The organism is Stutzerimonas stutzeri KOS6 (genome assembly GCF_000307775.2).
Lineage (GTDB): Bacteria > Pseudomonadota > Gammaproteobacteria > Pseudomonadales > Pseudomonadaceae > Stutzerimonas > Stutzerimonas stutzeri_B.
Window position 1 is genome coordinate 2,675,019 of sequence record NZ_KK020676.1, and the last position, 19,381, is coordinate 2,694,399.

General features: G+C 64.3%; 16 protein-coding genes. 5 read left to right on the plus strand and 11 right to left on the minus strand.

Annotated elements, in window-relative coordinates:
- Positions 1-33: 33 nt before the first annotated feature.
- Positions 34-1,989 (minus strand): acetate--CoA ligase, encoded by a 1,956-nt coding sequence (gene acs, locus B597_RS40275; protein ID WP_003297061.1) that lies wholly within the window; start codon positions 1,987-1,989, stop codon positions 34-36.
- 249 nt (positions 1,990-2,238) lie between these two features.
- On the opposite strand from acs, the gene B597_RS40280 reads away from it, so the two are divergent.
- The gene (locus B597_RS40280; RefSeq protein ID WP_003297062.1) at positions 2,239-3,564 is read left to right on the plus strand and encodes a DUF2254 domain-containing protein; all 1,326 of its coding nucleotides are present in this window, start codon (positions 2,239-2,241) and stop codon (positions 3,562-3,564) included.
- Between the two features lie 158 nt (positions 3,565-3,722).
- On the opposite strand, the gene B597_RS40285 is transcribed toward B597_RS40280, so the two are convergent.
- Complete coding sequence (locus B597_RS40285) at positions 3,723-4,724, minus strand: TRAP transporter substrate-binding protein (protein ID WP_003297063.1); 1,002 nt, start codon at positions 4,722-4,724, stop codon at positions 3,723-3,725.
- Between the two features lie 145 nt (positions 4,725-4,869).
- On the minus strand, positions 4,870-5,769 hold the full coding sequence (locus tag B597_RS40290; RefSeq protein WP_024162372.1) for a LysR family transcriptional regulator: 900 nt from the start codon (positions 5,767-5,769) through the stop codon (positions 4,870-4,872).
- A gap of 179 nt (positions 5,770-5,948) precedes the next feature.
- Between B597_RS40290 and B597_RS40295 the strand changes: the two genes are divergently transcribed.
- Both B597_RS40295 and B597_RS40300 read left to right on the plus strand, forming a co-directional pair.
- A complete protein-coding gene (locus B597_RS40295; RefSeq protein ID WP_003297064.1) occupies positions 5,949-7,151 on the plus strand; it encodes a CaiB/BaiF CoA transferase family protein in 1,203 nt (400 codons plus the stop codon).
- A gap of 209 nt (positions 7,152-7,360) precedes the next feature.
- Positions 7,361-8,296 carry a hydroxymethylglutaryl-CoA lyase gene (locus B597_RS40300; protein WP_003297066.1) on the plus strand — a complete coding sequence of 312 codons (936 nt, stop codon included), beginning with the start codon at positions 7,361-7,363 and terminating at the stop codon, positions 8,294-8,296.
- Positions 8,297-8,563: 267 nt separating this feature from the next.
- On the opposite strand, the gene B597_RS40305 is transcribed toward B597_RS40300, so the two are convergent.
- The 8 genes from B597_RS40305 to B597_RS40340 form a co-directional block, all read right to left on the minus strand.
- Complete coding sequence (locus B597_RS40305) at positions 8,564-9,454, minus strand: alpha/beta fold hydrolase (protein WP_003297067.1); 891 nt, start codon at positions 9,452-9,454, stop codon at positions 8,564-8,566.
- A gap of 148 nt (positions 9,455-9,602) precedes the next feature.
- On the minus strand, positions 9,603-10,595 hold the full coding sequence (locus tag B597_RS40310) for a TRAP transporter substrate-binding protein (RefSeq protein ID WP_003297068.1): 993 nt from the start codon (positions 10,593-10,595) through the stop codon (positions 9,603-9,605).
- 53 nt (positions 10,596-10,648) lie between these two features.
- A complete protein-coding gene (locus B597_RS40315) occupies positions 10,649-11,476 on the minus strand; it encodes an HpcH/HpaI aldolase/citrate lyase family protein (protein ID WP_003297069.1) in 828 nt (275 codons plus the stop codon).
- Between the two features lie 19 nt (positions 11,477-11,495).
- Positions 11,496-12,701, minus strand: coding sequence for a CaiB/BaiF CoA transferase family protein (locus tag B597_RS40320; protein WP_003297071.1), 1,206 nt, complete (start codon positions 12,699-12,701; stop codon positions 11,496-11,498).
- 299 nt (positions 12,702-13,000) lie between these two features.
- Positions 13,001-14,353, minus strand: a complete 1,353-nt coding sequence (locus tag B597_RS40325) for an MmgE/PrpD family protein (protein WP_003297072.1) — start codon at positions 14,351-14,353, stop codon at positions 13,001-13,003.
- On the minus strand, positions 14,350-14,742 hold the full coding sequence (locus tag B597_RS40330) for a VOC family protein (RefSeq protein ID WP_003297075.1): 393 nt from the start codon (positions 14,740-14,742) through the stop codon (positions 14,350-14,352). The genes B597_RS40325 and B597_RS40330 overlap by 4 nt, the downstream gene beginning before the upstream one ends.
- 97 nt (positions 14,743-14,839) lie before the next feature.
- On the minus strand, positions 14,840-16,003 hold the full coding sequence (locus tag B597_RS40335) for an acyl-CoA dehydrogenase family protein (protein WP_003297076.1): 1,164 nt from the start codon (positions 16,001-16,003) through the stop codon (positions 14,840-14,842).
- A gap of 132 nt (positions 16,004-16,135) precedes the next feature.
- Complete coding sequence (locus B597_RS40340) at positions 16,136-16,957, minus strand: HTD2 family dehydratase (protein WP_003297077.1); 822 nt, start codon at positions 16,955-16,957, stop codon at positions 16,136-16,138.
- Between the two features lie 126 nt (positions 16,958-17,083).
- Between B597_RS40340 and B597_RS40345 the strand changes: the two genes are divergently transcribed.
- Positions 17,084-17,989: a LysR family transcriptional regulator gene (locus tag B597_RS40345; RefSeq protein ID WP_003297078.1), complete on the plus strand. Its 906-nt coding sequence runs from the start codon at positions 17,084-17,086 to the stop codon at positions 17,987-17,989.
- A 61-nt stretch (positions 17,990-18,050) separates the two neighbouring features.
- Positions 18,051-19,373, plus strand: coding sequence for a DUF2254 domain-containing protein (locus tag B597_RS40350; protein WP_003297079.1), 1,323 nt, complete (start codon positions 18,051-18,053; stop codon positions 19,371-19,373).
- Positions 19,374-19,381: the final 8 nt, after the last annotated feature.

A 19,381-nucleotide genomic window follows, 5' to 3' on the forward strand; every position in this document is an offset into this window, starting at 1 on the left:
GGCCAGGCAAACGCTATTGCCCGACGCCGCCCCTCAGGTGCGCGCCATTGCCTTGCGGGTTTCGATCAATTGATCCACCACGCTCGGATCGGCGAGCGTCGAAGTATCGCCCAGCGCGTCATAGTCGTCCGTGGCGATCTTGCGCAACAGGCGGCGCATGATCTTGCCCGAACGCGTCTTCGGTAGCCCCGGTGCCCATTGGATCGCATCCGGCATGGCGATCGGCCCGATCTCGCGGCGCACCCATTGCCGCAGTTCCTGGCGCAACGCCTCCGTCGGTTCCACGCCGGACACCAGCGTCACGTAGACATAGATCGCCTGCCCCTTCAGCGGATGCGGCACACCCACCGCAGCGGCCTCCGCCACCTTGGCATGGGCGACCATGGCACTCTCGATCTCCGCGGTGCCCATGCGATGCCCGGACACATTGAGCACGTCGTCGACCCGCCCGGTGATCCAGTAATAGCCGTCCTCATCGCGCCGCGCGCCATCGCCGGTGAAGTACATGCCACGGAAAGTCTTGAAGTAGGTATCGACGAAGCGATCATGATCCTTGTAGATGGTGCGCATCTGTCCTGGCCAGGAATCGAGGATCACCAGATTGCCCTCGGCCGGCCCTTCCAGAAGATTGCCAAGGTTATCGACCAGCCCGGGCACTACACCGAACAGCGGTCGAGTGGCCGAACCGGGCTTGAGTGCGGTCGCACCTGGCAGCGGACTGATGAGGATGCCGCCGGTCTCGGTCTGCCACCAGGTATCGACAATGGGGCAGCGCGACTGCCCGACGGTTTCGTAGTACCAGTGCCAGGCTTCCGGATTGATCGGCTCGCCCACCGTGCCCAGCAGCCGCAGGCTGGAGCCGTCGGCTCCCTCTACCGCGGCCTTGCCCTCGGCCATCATCGCGCGGATCGCGGTGGGCGCCGTGTAGAGGATATTCACCCTGTGCTTGTCGATGATCCGCGCGATGCGGGTGACATCCGGATGGTTCGGCACGCCTTCGTACATCAGCGTGGTGGCGCCGTTGGCCAGCGGGCCGTAGATGAGATAGCTGTGACCGGTGATCCAGCCGATGTCGGCGGTACACCAATAGACGTCGCCTGGCCGGTAGTCGAAGACCCGCTCATGGGTCAGCGCGGCATACAGCAGATAGCCGCCACAAGTGTGCAGAATGCCCTTCGGCTTGCCGGTGGAGCCCGAGGTATAAAGGATGAACAGCGGCTCCTCGGCACCCATTTCCTTGGGCGCGCAGACCTCGCCGGCAACCCGCATCAGGTCGTCGTAGCAGATGTCGCGATGCGGGTGCCAGCGGATATCCGCACCCGTGCGACGCACGACGATGATCTTCTTCACGCAGCTAGTCTGCGGATTGGTCAGCGCCTCGTCGACGTTCTCCTTGAGCGGCACGGCTTTGCCGCCGCGGATGCCTTCGTCGGCGGTGATCACGACCTTCGACTGACCATCGATGATGCGTCCGGCCAAGGCTTCCGGAGAGAAACCGCCGAACACCACCGAATGAATCGCGCCGATGCGTGCGCAGGCCAGCATCGCCACGGCAGCTTCGGGAATCATCGGCATGTAGATGGTCACCACATCGCCACGATGCACGTCCTGGCCGCGCAGGGCATTGGCGAACTTGCTGACTTCCTGATGCAGCTCGCGATAGGTGATTTCGCGATGTTCGCCAGGATCGTCGCCTTCCCAGATGATCGCCACCTGGTCGCCGCGCTCGGCCAGATGGCGATCAAGGCAATTGGCCGACACGTTCAGCGTGCCGTCGGCAAACCACTTGATATTGACGTGGTGATCGTCGAAGGAGGTGCGCTTGACCTCGCTGAAGGGGCGAATCCAGTCCAGCCGTGCCGCCTGTTCACGCCAGAATCCTTCAGGGTTGATCACCGACTGCTGGTACATGGCCCGGTAAGTGGCCTCGTCGGTCAGGGAATGCTTTGCAGCGTCAGCGGACACGGGATACACGGATGCAGCGCACATGGCAGTCACCTCGGGTTGTCTGGTTTGTTCGGTCGCAGCCTTGTCACGCAGGCGAACCCTTACCACCCGATCGATCCGCGTTTTCCATGCGGGTCGCCAACCACGCGCCTGTCCGACCTCTGCTCCAGCCGATGCCGAATACCGCAGCAGCCGCCAGCCGGCGGCCCTCATCCAAGCATAGACATTCGGCAGCGGCTATTTGCCCGCGACCGCTGTCTCAATTCGTAACCGCGCACGCCAGGAACCCTCATGTCAGCCGCCAGCAACACCCTGTTCCGCCAGCTCAAGCGGATTCCTCAGAGCATCGCGTTCTATCCAACCGTGATTCCGGCCGGCTATCTGCTGCTCGGCGTGCTGGTATTGCTGTTCGAGACAAGCGAGCTGGCCGACTCCCTGCGTGGCCGACTGCCGGCAGGCCTGACCGAGGCGGACAATGCCAGGGAGATTCTCGGCACACTGATCACGAGCATCATTTCCCTGACCGTATTCAGCTTCTCGATGGTGATGGTGGTACTCAACGGCGCAGCAGCGCGACTGTCGCCGCGGGTGCTGCCGGGCCTGATCAGCGACATGCGCAACCGGCTCATCCTGGGCAACTACCTGGGCTGCGTGCTGTTCTTCCTGTTGCTGATCGCCTACATCAACAAAGACCAACCACAGAGCCTGCCGGCCTTTGGTGTGCTGCTGGCGCTGCTCATGGGCCTGGGCTGCATGGCCTTGTTCGTCGTATTCATCCGCTCCATCTCGCAGTCGATCCAGGTGGACTGGATCATCGATCAGCTGTACCTCAGTGCCTGCAGCAATCTCGCGCAGCGGCGCGAGCGGCTGGGCACCATCACCGAGACACCGGACGACCGGCACTGGCATTGCATCGAGGCGCGCAAACCGGGCTATCTGCGCGAGGTCAATGAGAAGCGCCTGAGCGAACTGCTGGCACCCGACGACCTGCAAGCCGTGCTGCAGGTAGAGCCTGGTTTCTTTCTGGTCGAGGGCCACCCGCTGCTGAGGGTCAGCGCCAAGCTGGACCCGCACCGGACGCGTCAGGTGCTGGACTGCTTTGACTTTCATGACGAGGAATTTGCCGGTGCCAATGTCTCCTACGGCATGCGTCAAATGACCGAAATCGCAGTGAAGGCCATCAGCCCGTCCATCAACGATCCGGGCACCGCGGTGCGTACGATCAATCTGCACGGCGTGCTGCTGGGCCGGCTCGGCGGGCTGCCGTCACTGGATGTGGGCTGCATCGATCGGGGCAAGCCCAGGCTGTTTTGCCCGCAACTGAGCCCGCAACGGCTGCTCATGTTGATCCTCGGGCCGATCCGCACCTATGGCAGCCACGATCCGCAGATCGTCATGGCGCTCATGCAATGCCTGAAGAATGCAATGCATGGCGTCGTTTCGGCTGAGCAACTGGAGGCATATGCAGACGAGCTGAAAGCCCTGCGCGCCGCTGCGCACGCCAATTTGCCGAACGAGCGGGACCGCCAGGCGGTGAACACCGTACTGGCCCGTATCAACGAACTGGACCGTGGCCTGCCGGCGCTGGCGATGCTGCCGATACCTGCCCAGACCTGAAATACGAGACAAAAAAAGAGCGGCCCCAGGGCCGCTCGGTCAACCATTCGGTTGGAAAACACTTGTCCGATCACGCAGATAGACATTGCCATTCTGGGCGGCAGGGCCGGTGACCGAAACTGCACATTGGTCTAACAGACCCGCGTCGAATTTTGCCGTCAGGGAGCGGAGTTGGCTGCCTGCGCGGCCTCGATCAGGTCCCTGCCGATTTCGTCTTCGAATTTCTTCCAGGCCGGCTGTACCGCCTCCCGCCACTTGGCGCGCTGTTCATCGGTAAGCACCAGAATCTCGCTCTTGCCCGAGTCGATGACGGCCTGCTTGGCCTTCTCGTTGAGCGCCTCGGCCTGGCGATTCACCTCCACGGTGACCTCTTCGATGATCCCTTCCAGTTCGCCGCGCACATCTTCGGGCAGGCCGTTCCAGAACTTGGTGTTGGTGATCAGCAGATAGTTGCCGATGCCGTGGCTGGACTCGGTGATGTACTTCTGCACCTCGTGGTACTTCTGGCTGTAGATATTCGACCAGGGGTTGTCCTGGGCATTGACCACGCCGGTCTGCAGCCCCTGGTAGATCTCGGCGAAGGCCATCTTGCGCGGTACCGCGCGCAGCGCGGTGTACTGCGCAGCCTGCAGGTCCGAGGGCTGCACGCGGAACTTCAGACCACGGGCATCGGCCGGTTCACGCAGTGGCTTGTTGGCGGTGAAGTGGCGCATGCCGTTGAGCCAGTAGGCCAGGCCGGTGATGCCCTTGTCCTCCATGGACTTGAGCATGGCACGGCCCTTGTCCGATTGCTGGAAGCGCTGCGCGGCCGGCATGTCGTCAAACAGGAACATCAGATCGAACAGCTGCAGTTGCTTGGTGTACTGCTCGAGCTTGGACGGTGCCGGCGCGAGCAGCTGCACCTCGTTCATCAGCAGCGCCTCCATCTCCTTGCCGTCGCCATACAGCGAGGAGTTGGCGAAAACCTGCACCTCGACCTGGCCCGGCAGGCGCTCCTCGACGAGCTTCTTGAACATCAACGCGCCCTGCCCCTTCGGGGTGCTGTCGGCGGTGATATGCGAGAACTTGATCAGTATCGGATCGGCAGCCTGGGCGCCGAGGACGGTGAAAAGCGCCGAAGCGGCGAGCAGACGGGTAATGCCACGCGGAAATCGTGCCATGAGAAGCTCCGTTTTGTAGTTGTGTGAGCCATGTAGGTGGAGCGACTCTACCCCCGTGCCGGCGCCGGCTGAATTGCTATTTTGGCAAGCGCAACTTCGCGTTTGGCGAAGGCAGCGGCGAATTCGCGCTATGTGACGCGGCCCTTCAGCCATTGCCTTCGCGAGTGGTGAGGTGTTCGAGCATTTGCCGCGCGGTGACCGACAGGCTTTCCAGGTTACGCACGCCGAGCTTCAGCTCGCGCCGCGCCCAGGCGTCGGTCAGTGGCACGATAGCCACATCCAGCGCCGGCAAGTAGTTGCGTACCACCTGCTCGGGCAACACGCCGATCCCCATGCCAGTGTGGATCATTCGGCAGATCGCCTCGAAGCTGCGCACCTGGATGCGCAGGCGCAGCGGCGTGCCCATCTGTTGCGCCGACTGCTGCAGCAATGCGTGCAACGAGGCATCCTGCTGCAGGCCGATGAAATCGAAGCCAGCCGCCTCGCGCAGAGCGATGCTGTCGCGCCCGGCCAGCACATGCTGGCGCGGGGTGACAAGCACCAGCCGATCCTCGCGATAGCCGAACACCTGCAGATCCGCGGCCGGCATGTGTCCGGCGAAGATGCCGATATCGGTGAGCCCTTCGCGCAGCGCCCGCAGGGTATCGCTGCTGACACGCTCCTCCAGGTCGATCTTCACTTCCGGATGCAGGCGGGTGAACGCACTGAGGTCCTCGGGCAGGAACTCGATCACCGCCGAGGTGTTGGCGTGGATGCGCACGTGCCCCTTGACGCCCAGGCTGAACTCGCTGAGGTCGGCGTCCAGCTGTTGCAGGTTGTCCAGCAGGTTGCGCGCATGGTGCAGCAGCGCATGGCCGGCGGGGGTCAGCTCCACGCCCTTGGGCTGGCGGTAGAGCAGGCTGACGCCGAGCTGCCCTTCCAGGTCGCTGACGCGCTTGCTTACCGCCGCCAGGGCCAGATGCTCGCGCTCGGCGGCGCGGGTCAGGCTGCGCTCGTCGGCGATGGCAACGAAAAGACGCAGGGTGACGAAATCGATACGGCGCATTGTGGAGTTCCTTCGTATTCGCAGGAGACGAAGCATGCACCGATCGGCTCCCGTTATTCAAAGCCTCGCTAAGCCTGTGCTTCGCAGATCGCGAAGTCGGCCTTGGCCAACGGCCAATTGTCCGGTGCCGGCTCCTCGGTCATGCTCTGCGCCATGAATCAATCGGCACAGGTGTCGTGATGAGCGAACAGACAGACAAGAGCCTGCCGCTGCAGGGCCTCAGGGTAATCGAGATGGGCCAGCTGATCGCCGGTCCCTTTGCCAGCAAGCTGCTCGGCGAATTCGGCGCCGACATCATCAAGATCGAGCCGCCACGGGTTGGCGATCCACTGCGCAAGTGGCGCAAGCTCAAGGACGGCACCTCGCTCTGGTGGCATGTGCAGTCGCGCAACAAGCGCTCGGTGACGCTGGATCTCAAGGCGGCCGAAGGTCAGGCCATCGTCCGTCAACTGGTCGCCGAAGCCGACATCCTGATCGAGAACTTCCGCCCCGGCACGCTGGAGGAATGGGGCCTGGGCTGGGACGAACTGTCGAAGCTCAACCCGCGCCTGATCATGCTGCGCATCTCCGGCTACGGGCAGACCGGCCCCTACCGCGACCTGCCGGGCTTCGGCGTGATCGGCGAAGCCATGGGTGGCCTGCGCCATCTCTCCGGTTATCCGGGGCAGCCGCCGGTGCGCGTGGGTGTCAGTATCGGCGACTCGCTGTCATCGCTGTATGGCGTGATCGGCGTGCTACTGGCACTGCAGGAGCGCAACCGCAGCGACCAGGGGCAGGAAATCGACGTGGCCCTGTACGAATCGGTGTTCGCCATGATGGAAAGCCTGGTGCCCGAGTACGACGCCTTCGGCTACGTTCGCGAGCCCGCCGGCAGCGCGCTGCCCGGCATAACCCCATCCAATTCCTATCTGTGCAGGGACGGCGCCTACGTACTGATCGCCGGCAACGGCGACAGCATCTACAAGCGCCTGATGACCCTGATGGGTCGCCAGGACCTGGCCGATGACCCGCGTTTCGCGCACAACGACGGACGCGCCCAGCATGCCGAGCTGATCGATGCGGCCATTGGCGAATGGACCGCGCAGCACAGCCGTGACGAAGTGATCGGGGCCCTCAAGAGTGCCCGCGTACCGGCCGGCTATCCGTATACCGCCGCCGACATCGTCAAGGACCCGCACTACCTGGCGCGGCAGATGATCGAGCAGGTCGAGACCTTCGCCGGCCCGCTCAGGGTACCGGGCGTGCTGCCCAAGCTGTCGCGCACGCCAGGACGCATCGGCCACGGCGGCCCACAGCTGGGCGAGCACACCGACGACGTGCTGGCTGGCCTTGGCCTCACCGACGCACAACGCCAGGGCCTGCGCGAGCGCGGGATCATCTGAACCGCCGCGTAGGGTGGATGACGTTTTTTTTATCCACCCCCCGTAACGGTGGATGGGTGGAGCGTCATCCACCCTACGAACTACAGGCCACAAGCTTCGAGCCAACAACGTAGGGTGGATGACGCTTTTTTCATCCACCATGACTTGCCGAAACGGTGGATGGATGGAGCGTCATCCACCCTACCGCCCATAACCGACAGGATTCACCGATGAGTAAACGCCTGTACATCCAGGAAGTCGCCACCCGCGACGGCTTCCAGATCGAATCGAACTTCGTGCCGACCGAGGACAAGATCGCCCTGATCGACCGTCTCTCGCAAACCGGGCTGGCGAAGATCGAGGTCACCTCCTTCACCTCGCCCAAGGCCATCCCCAACCTGCGCGACGCCGAGGACGTGATGCGCGGCATAAGTCGCGTGGAGAGCGTCGAGTACACCGTGCTGGTGCCCAACGTGAAGGGTTGCGAGCGCGCCCTGGCCTGCGAGGTTGACGAAATCAACCTGGTCATGTCGGCCAGCGACACCCACGGCCTGGCCAACCTGCGTATGACGCCCGAGCAGTCGCTGGTGCAGTTCCGCGAGATCATCGAAGTCACCCGTGGCAGCGACGTGTTCGTCAACGCCTCCTTGTCCACCACCTTCGGTTGCCCGTTCGAGGGCGAGGTACCCGAGCAACGCATCCACGAACTGGTGCAGCGCCTGCTGGAAATGGGCGTGCAGGGCATCACCCTCTGCGACACCACCGGCATGGCCGACCCGGCACAGGTCGAGCGCATTTGTCGTGAGGCGCTGCAACGCTGGCCCGAAGCCGTGTTCACCGCGCACTTCCACAATACCCGCGGGATGGGCCTGGCCAACGCATTGGCGGCGCTGAACGCCGGTATCGACCGCTTCGACGCGTCGCTCGGCGGCCTCGGTGGCTGCCCCTATGCGCCGGGTGCCAGCGGCAATATCTGCAGCGAGGACCTGGTACACATGTTCCAGCGCATGGGCCTGGATACCGCGGTCGACCTCGACCGGCTGTTGCAGTGCGCCGCGGACCTGCCGCAACTGGTCGGCCACGAGGTGCCGGGAGCCGTGCTCAAGGCCGGCAAGGCGGATCGCCGCTATCCGAAACCGAAGTGGATGCAGGAAGCCGGCGCCTGAGCCTAATGCTTAATGCCAAAAGCTGGTTGCAGGATTATGTAGGAGCGGGCCACGCCCGCGATTCGCGCGCATGGCGCGCTCCTACAGCGTACTCTCTGTGCTTATTAGGCGCCTGAGTCGGCTTTTTCCGTTCTCGCGAGTGAATGCCGTGCGGGGCTCAACAATCCGGTCTGAGCGTTCGAGTCTCTCCGTCCACACCCTGTTTGGCTGAAGAGCTCGAGCCCGGCGGCTTTCCGACCGGGTTCGCGCGCTAGCACACGCGGGCTCTCAGACGCCCTGGCAGAATATCAAAATTGCCTCGGCCACCGCATCGGGCGCTTCGCGCTGGGGAAAATGACCGACTCCCGGCAACAGCTGGCGATGGTATGGACCACTGAACAGGCCCTCGCGCCCGGCCGAGCTGTCCGGTGCGTTGCAAGTATCCGCCTCGCCGTGCAGCACCAGCGTCGGCACCGCCAGCACGGGTGTGGGCTGCAACAGCACCTCGTCCGGCGCATAGGCCGGATCGCCTTCGACGAAGCCCCAGCGATGCCGGTAGGAATGCAGCACCACCGCGGCCCAGTCCGGATTATCGAAGGCCTCGCTGGCCTGGGCGAAATCCGCCTCGGCGTACCAGCCGGGCGGCGACCAGGTATCCCAAAGCAGACGGGTGAAGGCCACGCGATCCTCGACGACCGTGCGCTCGCCGCGCGGCGTGGCCATGTACCAGTGGTACCAGTAATTGCGCGCCTGATGCAGGGAAAGCTGCTGCTCGGGATCGTTGGTGCCGTAGCCCACCGAGAGCATCACCAGCCGCGCGGCCGCGTGATGGCGAAGGCCGCAAGCGTTGGCCACCGCCCGCGCGCCCCAGTCGTGGCCGACCAGTACCGGTTGTTCGAGGCACAGTGCATCGATGAAGTCGAGCAGATCGCGTCCCAGCGCGGCCAACTGGCCACTGCGCGGGGTCAGCGGGTCGACGAAGCGCGTCTGGCCGAAGCCACGCAGCGTCGGACAGAGCACACGATAACCGGCTGTCGCCAGTCGCTCGGCCACCGCTAGCCAACCCTCCGCGCAGTCCGGCCAGCCATGCACCAGCACGGCGGTCCGTCGGCCACGGGGATTGCATTCGAGATAGGCAATATTCAGCACCGGCGTACTGACAAAGGCATAGCGGCTCATGCCGGCTTCTCCGTGCGTTCCATGGCTTGTCAGGATAAGCCTTCGGCCGCACGAAAAAAGCGGGCCGGTCACATTCGACCAGGCCCGCTACGGTTTTGGCAACCCATTGCTGGCGGCGGCAAGGGGACTGCCAGCCGCCGCCCGGGCTTCAGGTGCGGTTGGCGGCCTGCGCTGCCTCGATCAGCTCGGCGCCGATTTCGCCCTCGAACTTCTTCCACACCGGCTTCATCGCCTCGCGCCACATCGCGCGCTGCTCGGGCGTCAGCTCGATGATCTCGGTCTTGCCGGAAGCCGCGATAGCCTGCCTGGCCTTCTGATTGAGTTCATCGGCCTGACGGTTAACCTCGACCGTCACCTCGTCCATGATCGCTTCCAGCTCGCTGCGCACGTCATCGGGCAGGCCTTTCCAGAACTTGGTGTTGGTGATGACCATGTAGTCGATCAGGCCATGGTCGGAAGCCGTCATGTACGGCTGCACCTCGTGGACTTTCTGGCTTTCGTAGTTCGACCAGGTATTCTCGGTGCCATTGACCACGCCGGTCTGCAGGCCCTGATAGACCTCGGCGAAGCTCATCTTGCGCGGGTTGGCGCGCACCACCTTGAACTGCTCCTCGAGCACCGCCGAAGCCTGTACGCGGAATTTCAGCCCACGCGCATCCTTGGGTTCGCGCAGTGGCTTGTTGGCCGACAGTTGCTTGGTCCCGTTGTGCCAGTAGGCCAGGCCGGTGATGTTCTTGTCTTCCATCGCGGTGAGCAGCGAACGGCCCTCGGGGCTGCTCTGGAAACGGTCGGCGGCGGCCAGGTCGTCGAACAGGAACGGCAGATCGAAAATCTGGATGGACTTGGCGTAGTGCTCGAACTTGGCCAGCGATGGCGCCAGCATGTGCACGTCGCCAAGCAGCAGCGCCTCCATCTCCTTGCCATCGCCGAACAGCGACGAGTTCGGGTAGACCTCGACCTTCACCTTGCCCGGAAGGCGCTCCTCGGCGAGTTTCTTGAACAGCAGCGCACCCTGCCCTTTCGGTGTGTTGTCCGCCACCACATGGGCGAACTTGATGGTCACGGGATCGGCGGCATGCACGAGCCCGGCGATGGATAGCGACAGTGCGCAGGCGAGCGCCTTGACGGTGGTTTTCAACATGGTGGTACCCCTCTTGTTTTTGTCGGTTGGTACGTTTGTCGTGACGGGTGCGATCAGGCGATCGCCTGCCCGGCACGTTGCAGCAGGCGGCGGGCACGACCGATGACCGGGGCATCGACCATCTGTCCGTCCACCACGAAGACCCCGTCGCCGGATGCACCGGCGGCAAGGATACGTTGTGCCCAGTCCAGCTCCGCAGGGCTGGGCATCAGCGTTTCATGGACCACAGCGAGCTGGCTGGGGTGGATGCACAGGACCCCGCCGAAGCCCATGTCGCGGGCATCGGCAACCGCCTGGGCGAGGCCGTGCAGGTTACTGATATCGGGGAAAACGCTGTCCAGCGGCAGCGCCAGGTTGGCCAGCCGCGATTGCAGCAGCAGCGCATAGCGCGCCTGGTCGAGGATGCGCTCAGCCGCTGCGCTGCCGCTGGCCAGGCCGAGATCAAGGCCCAGATCGAGCGCCCCGAAAGACAGCCGTTCGACGCCGTGGGCATGCGCGATCTCCGCCAGGTGAGCGAGCCCGCGAGCGCTCTCGACGATCGGCCACACCGGTTTGCCGCAACCGGCCGCCAGGGCTACCTGCACGGCACTTTCCACCTTCGGCAGCAGCACGCCGGACACGCCAGCGTGCCGTGCGCAGAGGCTAAGGTCCGCAGCCTGTTCGGGATGCGTTGGCGCGTTGATGCGCACCAGCACGCGAGCGTCCGGGTTGGCTGCGAGAAAGGCATCGAGATTGCTCCGCGCCTCGCTTTTCAGGTTCTCGGCAACGGCATCTTCGAGATCGACGATGACCGCATCGGCGCCGCTGGCCAGCGCTTTGGAAATACGCTCCGGGCGGGTCGCCGGGACGAACAGGGCGCTACGGATGATGGCTGCATTCATGGCTGATTCCTCGGTGCGGTCAGACCGCACCCTGTTCGTGCAGACGCTGGATATCGCCGGGCGCATAGCCCAGCTCGGCAAGCAGTGCGTCGGTGTGCTGACCAAGCGCGGGGATCGGATCCATGCGCGGTTCAAAGGCACTGTTGCGCCCGGGTGGCAGCAGCGTCGGCAGGCGGCCGGAAGGGCTGTCCACCTCGCTCCAGCGCTGGCGCGCCTCCAGTTGCGGATGCGCCCAGACCCCGGCCATGTCGTTGACGTGGGCATTGGCGATCGGCGCGATATCCAGGCGGGCGATCACCTCGTCAGCACTCAGCCGGGAGAACGCCTCGACGATGATGGCGCGCAGCTCGGCACGGTTTTCCGAGCGTTTGAAGTTCGCCGAGAAGCGTTCGTCCTGCGCCAGCTCCGGTTGCAGCAGCACCTTATCGCAGAACAGCAGCCACTCGCGCTCGTTCTGCAGGCCGAGCATCACCGTGCCGCCGTCGCCGGTGGGAAACGGCCCGTAGGGATAGATGGTGGCGTGTGCAGCGCCGGCCCTTGGGGGTGGCGTGGCGCCCTTGTAGGCGTAATACAGCGGGTAGCCCATCCATTCCACCAGGCTTTCGAGCATGGTCACATCGACGCGGCTGCCTTCGCCGGTCTTGTCGCGCAGCATCAGCGCCGAGAGCACACCGGTGTAGGCGTACATGCCGGCGGCGATATCGGCGATGGAGCAGCCGGCCTTGGCCATTTCAGTCTCGCCCGACCCGCCAGTGACGGAGAGAAAGCCGCCCTCGCTCTGGATCAGCAGATCGTAGGCCTTCTTCTGCTCATAGGGCCCGCCTTCGCCGTAGCCGGAAATGTCGCAGACGATCAGCCGCGGGAAGCGCTCGTGCAGCGCCTCGAACGACAGTCCCATGCGCGCGGCGGCGCCCGGTGCAAGGTTCTGCACCAGCACGTCGGCGTTGCCCAGCAGTTGATCGAGCACCTGGGTGGCGGCCTCCTGCTTGACGTCCAGGGTCAGGCTTTCCTTGGAACGGTTGGTCCAGACGAAATGCGAGGCCAGGCCGTCGACGCGCTCGTCATAGCCGCGGGCGAAGTCGCCTGCGCCCGGGCGCTCGATCTTGATCACCCGGGCGCCGAGATCGGCCAGCTGGCGCGTGCAGAACGGCGCGGCAATGGCGTGTTCGAGGCTGACCACGGTGATGCCGTCGAGGGGACGGGGTTTGGCTTGGGTGTTGGTCATGTTCGATTCCTGCAATTGGGTTCAGGCCAACCTGATGGCACGTTCGTAAGGGCCTTCAGCCCGCTGACGCGTGGTCCTTGTTGCTGGTTTGAAGCCCACCCTACGGGCCTCCACCGACTTCGGATTCATGCGCGCGTTTTTGTAGGGTGGGCTTCAGCCCACCGGGGGCACGTGGTGGGACTAAAGCCCACCCCGCGCTCACCTCAACATGCTCAGCGGCGTAGGGTGGATGTCGCCTTTCACATCCACCGGGATCCGCTCGGTGGATCGACGAAGCGCGATCCACCCTACGTCTCCCCTCAGGCCAGACCGCTCAAATCGTCGGTGTCGCGCAACCGCCAGACCGTGTCGATCAGCACGCCCGCCTCGTCATCGCCGCGCGCGCCAGAGAACTGCACCAGGCGACGGAATTTGCCCTCCAATTCGGCGCGGCTCAGGCTGTTGCCCGGGTCGCCCTTGGGCTCGTCGATGGCGCCGTGCAGCGTGCGGCCATCGGCGGTGGTCACTTCGACGCGACCGAGCCAGCGTGCCGGGTAGGCCTCGTCCACCTCGGGATCGAGCGTCATCGAAACCTTCTCGCGGAATTCGCCGACACGCGGGTCGCTGAGTGCATGGCTGTGGAATTCGGTCAGGCCGGCCTTGCGGTACAGGGCGATCAGCCCCAGCACGGTGCCCATGCTGAACTTGGCCTGGTGCACCGTCTGCGGTACTGCCACGCGTCCGAGCACGTCGATGGCGCCCTGATGCACACGGGTGGTGACGCTGGCGATGTCCTCTGCCTTGAGCCCTTCGCGCTGCATCAGCGCCAGCAGCGCGTCGGCGGCCGGATGCGTATGGCGGCACGAGGCGTGGAACTTGAACGAGGTTTCAGCCAACGCCCAGCGAGTGCCGAGGCGCTCGGACAGCTTGCTCGGGTCGGCGTCGCTCGACATACCGGCGGCCATGCCCTGCTCACCTTCGAGGATGTCCTGCGCACCAGTAAGCCCGTCGGCGGTCAGATAGGCGGCGAGCAGCCCGTCGGCGGCCGCCTTGGCGGTGTGCAGTTGCTTGGAATCGGCGGCGTCGCGCAGGAACTCCCAGAGCCCGGCGGCCTGGGTGCCGGCGCTGCCAAGCAGGTGAGTGAACTGCTGCTGGTCGAAGTCCATCAGCTTGCCCACCGCCACGGCGGCGGCCAGGGTGCCCACCGTCGCCGTGGTGTGGAAGATGCGGTAATGCGAGCGGCCGAGGAACTCACCGATGCGAATGCCCGCCTCGTAGCCCGCGACCGAGGCCACGAGCAGTTCGCGGCCGGATTTGCCGAGATCCTGCGCGACCGCCAGCGCGGCGGGAAACACCACCGTGGCCGGGTGCAGCACGGAGCTGTTGTGCAGGTCGTCCTGCTCGACCAGGTGCGAGCTGGCGGCGTTCACCAGCGCGGCGAAGTAGGCCGAGCTGGAACGTCCGTTGACCAGGATGCGGGCACGGCCTTCGGCTGGCCCCATGCGTTCGGCGTAACGTTCGAACAGCGGAATCGGGTGCGACCCGGCGCTGGCCAGGGCGGAGCCGAGCCAGTCGAGGAACAGGTCTTCGGTACGGGCAAGCACCGCGTCGGGAATCTGCTCGTAACGCAGCCCGGCGAGAAATTCGGTGAGGGCCTGGGTGTGCTGGCTCATGCCATGGTCTCCAGCGGATTGGACAGTTCGATGAGGTTGAAATCGGGATCGCGCAGGTACACCGAGCGGATCGGCCCGTTGGCACCGCTGCGCTGCACCGGCCCCTCGATCACGGCCACACCCTGGGCATCGAGATGGGCGATCACCTCCTCCAGCGGCGTGGTGACGATGAAGCAGAGGTCCGCCGAGCCCGGCGTCGGGCGCTCGGCCTTGGGTTCGAATTCGCGCCCGGCCTGGTGCAGATTGAGTTTCTGCCCGCCGAATGCGAGCGCCTTGCGTCCCTCGCCGAAGGTCAGCGCACGCATGCCGAGCACGCGGCAATAGAAATCCGTCGTTACGTCGAGGTCCGCGACGGTCAGGACCAGATGGTCGAGATGGCTGATGTTCATGACGCACGTCCCCCTCTTTCGTAGGGCGGAAAACCGCTCAGCGTTTTCCACCATGCAAACGGTGGATGTAAAAACGACATCCACCCTACGCGCGCCGTCAGAACGAGCGCGGCAGCTCGAGCAGATGCTCGGCCACGTACGACAGGATCAGGTTGGTGGAGATTGGCGCCACCTGGTACAGGCGCGTCTCGCGGAACTTGCGCTCGACGTCGTATTCGTTGGCGAAGCCGAAGCCGCCATGGGTCTGCAGGCAGGCGTTGGCCGCCTCCCAGCTGGCCTTGGCCGCCAGGTACTTGGCCATGTTGGCGGCGGCGCCGGCATTGCGACCGCTGTCATATTCCTCACAGGCGCGCCAGCGCATCAGGTCGGCCGCCTCGATCTCGATGTGCGCCTCTGCAATGGGGAACTGCACACCCTGGTTCTGCCCGATGGGGCGGCCGAACACCACGCGGTCGCGGGCATAGGCGCTGGCCTTCTCGATGAACCAGCGGCCATCGCCGATGCACTCGGCGGCGATCAGCGTGCGCTCGGCATTGAGCCCGTCGAGGATGTAGCGAAAGCCCTTGCCCTCCTCACCGATCAGGCTGCTGGCCGGGATCTCCAGGTTGTCGAAGAACAGCTCGTTGGTTTCGTGATTGACCATGTTGGCGATCGGTTGCACGGTCAGGCCGTTGCCGATCGCCTCGCGCAGGTCCACCAGGAAGATCGACATGCCCTCGGACTTGCGCTGCACCTCGGCCAGCGGCGTGGTGCGCGCCAGCAGGATCATCAGGTCCGAGTGCTGGATGCGCGAGATCCAGACCTTCTGCCCGTTGATGACGTACTTGTCGCCCTGCTTCACCGCCGTGGTCTTGATCTTGGTGGTGTCGGTGCCCGTGGTGGGCTCGGTGACCCCCATGGACTGCAGGCGCAGCTCGCCGCTGGCCAGCTTCGGCAGGTAGTAACGCTTCTGCTCGTCACTGCCGTTCCTGAGCAGGGTGAACATGTTGTACATCTGCCCGTGCACGGTGCCGGAATTGCCGCCGCAACGGTTTACCTCCTCGAGGATCACCGAGGCTTCGGCCAGGCCGAGGCCGGAACCGCCGTACTCTTCCGGGATCATCGCCGACAGCCAGCCGGCCTGGGTCAGCGCCGTGACGAAGGCCTCGGGAAAGCCCTTCTCCTCGTCGATCTTGCGCCAGTACTCGGCGGGAAATTCGGCACACAGGGCGCGTACGCCTTCGCGGATGGCGTTCAGTTCTTCATTCTTGTGCGGCGTCATCTCGGTTCCTCAAAACTTCTCGTTGTCGCGGCAGACGTAGGGTGGATCACGCTTTACCGATCCACCGGTCGGTTTTTCGGTGGATGTAAAAAGCGACGACTGCGCGTCCCGATCCACCCTGCGATTCGTTACTCAGTCGAATTCCACTTCGGCCTTCTGCGCCAGGCCGTTGTGGTCGCCGGCCCACAGCTCGGCCTTGCCCGGCGCAACGATGCGACCGCCTACCTCGAAGGGTTGTGGCGCAATCAGCGGGCGCAAGCCGCGGTAGGAGAAGCGACGCAGGCGTGCGTCCGGATTGGCGCGACAGAAGGCGCGCAGGTTGAGCGTGGCGATCAGCGGGCCGTGCACCACCAACCCGGAGTAGCCTTCGGTTCCGGTGACGTAGGGCCAGTCGTAGTGGATGCGGTGGCCGTTGAAGGTGACGGCGGAGTAGCGGAACAGCAACGTCGGCGTAGGCGTCACGGCCTCGCGCCAGCCGCCGGCAACCATCGGTTCGCCGCTGCTGGTCTTCGGCGGACTGGGCTCGCGGTAGACGATGTCCTGCTCCTCGCGGATGGCCAGACGGCCGTCCTGCAGGTAGTCATGCTGTACGGTGACGAACAGCAGCGCGCCGGTGCGGCCGTGCTTTTCCTCGATATGCTTGATCGTCGAAACCCGCCGCGCCTCGCCACCCGCCTCCAGCGGAGCAAAGAACTCCAGCCGGCCACCCGCCCACATGCGGTTGCGGTTTTCCGCCGGAGGCAGGAAGCCGCCGCGGGCCGGATGCCCGTCCTCGCCCAGTCCGCTTTCGGCGATCGGCTCCTGGAAGAAGCACCACTGCCATAGCGGCGGCAACGCCTCACCATGAGCGGGAGTGGTTTCGCCAAAGGTGGCGGCAATGCGCATCAGCAGATTTCGACTGAGCTGATCGTGGACTTCTTCGCTGCGGCCAATCCAGGCAGAGGTATCGGTCATTGTTCGGCTTCCGGCTGTTGTCTTGTTTTGCGGCAGGATGCAACGAAGGCGGCGTTCCGAGAATTTGTATTTACCAACACCAGCGTTCGGATATTCTGAACGCATTCATTGCACGAGCCGCATCCCATGCATTTCGATCTGGCCGACCTGCGCCTGTTCATCCATATCGCCGAATCGCCCAGCCTGACCCAGGGCGCACGGCGTGCCCACCTTTCGCCGGCCTCCGCCAGTGCCCGCATCAAGGCGCTGGAAGGCCAGCTCGACAGCCGCCTGCTGTACCGCGACAGCCGCGGCGTGGAGCTGACGCCAGCGGGGCAAAAACTCCTGCAGCATGCGCGACTGGTCATGCGTCAGGTGGATTACCTGAAAAGCGAGTTCACCGAATACGGCACCGACTCGGCCGGGCACATCCGCATCTTCGCCAACACCACCGCAGTGACCGAATTCCTCCCCGAGGTGCTGGCAGGCTTTCTCGCCCAGCGTCCCGGCGTGACGGTAGACCTGCAGGAGCGGCTGAGCCGCGACATCGTCCGCGGTGTACTGGACGGCAGCACGGACATGGGCATCATCGCCGGCCCGGTGCGTGCCGAGGGACTGCAGGTGCTGCACTTCAGCACCGACCGCCTGCTGCTGGCCGTGCCGGTCGGCCATCCGCTGTCCGGCGAACCGACGATGACCTTGCGGCAGACGCTCGCCTACCAGCACATCGGCCTGCACGAAGGCAGTACGCTGCTGACCTTCCTGCGCGATCAGGTGGAAAAGCTGGGCGGTCAGCTTTCGCTGCGCATCCAGGTATCCAGCTTCGAAGCGGTGTGCCGGATGATCGAGGCCGGCGTCGGCATCGGCATCATCCCGGAGTCAGCTGCCCGCCGGCACAGCCGCACCATGCAGTTGGCGCTGGTGGAGCTGGACGAGCCCTGGGCGGTTCGTGAACGCAGCATCCTGGTCCGTGAGCTGGAGGCCCTGCCCGGCAGCGTTCGCGCATTGATCGCCACGCTGGTGCCCGGCGATCAGGTCCGAGTCGAACGTTAGCCGCCGAATGCTGCCGAAAACCGGGTAGCTCCGCTTCGGCGGGCCATCGCAGGGAGCCACCATGTCCACACTGACCAACAGGCTGTTTCGTCTGTATCACCGGGTGACCGGTAGCATCGCCTTCTACCCGACTCTGATCGCCAGCGGCCTCGCCACCCTGTGCGTGGTCACCATCCTGCTGGAAATGACCTGGCTGCAGCCATACAAGGAAGACCTCGACCTTGGGCTGGTGAAAAATGCCGAGAACGCTCGCCTCATTCTCGGCACGCTGGTCGGCGGCATCATTTCGCTGATGGTGTTCAGTTTCTCGATGGTGATGGTGGTCCTCAATTCGGCTGCGTCGTCGCTGTCGCCGCGCGTGATTCCCGGGCTGATCAGCAGTCGCAGTCATCAGTTGGTGCTGGGGGTCTATCTCGGTACGATCATCAATTCCCTGATGCTGATCTCGACCATCCAGGAAGGTGACGATATCAACGTGCCGAGCCTGGGCATATTCCTGGCGCTGGGGCTCGCGGTGATCTGCCTGTGCCTGTTCGTGTATTTCATTCGCTCCATTTCGCTGTCGATCCAGGTCGATCTCATTCTCAACCGGGTCTACAAGCAGACCCGGGACCAACTGCTGCAGCGGCGCGAATGCCAGGAGCGATGCCCGATAGCCGAGCGGCCGGACGACAGCCACTGGCTGACCATACGGGCACGTCGCTCGGGCTACTTCAAGGCGTTGAACGTGACGGCTGCGCAGGCATTGCTGGACGAACAGGATGTGCGCATGACGGTACAGGTGCATTTCGGCTTCTTCGTCATGCCAGGGCATCCGCTTCTGCGGATCGACCGGGAACTGGACGAGCAGTGCGTGGAACAGTTGCTGGACTGTTTCGACTTCTATGTCGAGGAGTATGCCCACCGGCATTTCTTCTTCGGCTTCAAGCAGATCGTCGAGATCGCCGTGCGCGCGCTGAGCCCGGGTATCAATGACCCGGGCACGGCGATCAAGGCGATCGACATGATGGGGGTACTGTTCGCCGAGCGAATGCAATTGCCCGATTACGATGTAGCGCCCGAGCAAGGCACGCCGCGAATCTTTCTGAACGAGCTGGACCTGCATCACATGCTGCTACTGGCTTTCGGATCACTGCGCAGCTATGGCAGAAACGATCTCCAGGTATTGCTGACGCTGCTTCAGGCGTACAAGAACTTGCTGTTCAGCACGTCCGACATCGCCATAGAGCGGGTGCTGCTGTGCCATGCGGAAGCGATTCTGGAGCAGGCCGAAACCTCGTTGGAGGGTAACCTGGACCGGCAGGCCGTGGCCGAAGCCGTTCGCGCGCTGAATCAGGCCATCAGCCATGCCGAACCACTGCCCCACGACCTGCGAAAACCCTGAGGATCGAG